This is a genomic window from Adlercreutzia equolifaciens, assembly GCF_029076695.1.
GTDB classification, from domain to species: Bacteria; Actinomycetota; Coriobacteriia; order Coriobacteriales; family Eggerthellaceae; genus Adlercreutzia; species Adlercreutzia equolifaciens_A.
Genome location: NZ_JARFIK010000027.1, coordinates 1 through 464 on the forward strand (window position 1 = coordinate 1; position 464 = coordinate 464).

1 protein-coding gene is annotated in these 464 nt (G+C 39.7%); it reads right to left on the reverse strand.

Annotated elements, in window-relative coordinates; genetic code table 11:
• A partial coding sequence (locus PZH32_RS11290; protein ID WP_275208348.1) for a hypothetical protein occupies window positions 1–407 on the reverse strand: 407 nt, incomplete at its 3' end.
• Window positions 408–464: the final 57 nt, after the last annotated feature.

Consider the following 464-nt stretch of genomic DNA (forward strand, 5'->3'; position numbering starts at 1 on the left):
CTTTTATATTCCGGCATATAATCATTCTCAATATCTTCTAAGAATATATCCAAAAGCTTTTCCAATTTTGCTGCCAACTTCTCATCACACAAACAAACAGCCTTTTCCAATAATTCATAGCGCCACGAGTCCCAGCCGTCAAACGCTTTTTTCTTTGCTTCCTTTATAATCAATGACAGTGCATGTTTTCTCATTGCTGCATCCAGTTTGGCAATTGTCTGTGTTGATAAATCTATTAGTTCAAATGCACGCATTATTACATCCGTCAGCATACCGGAACTGCTATCTGCACAAGAAGCCAATTTCACGCCCGAAACAAGCACATATGTATCTGCCTCAAGAGATTCCTGGTATCTTTCCCGCTTAAAAGCATCTTCGCACATATCCAATACATCATGCATATCCATGCAAATATTGTCGCAGCTGTGCCAACCAATAAATCCTCGGACCGTATTGCACTTTAT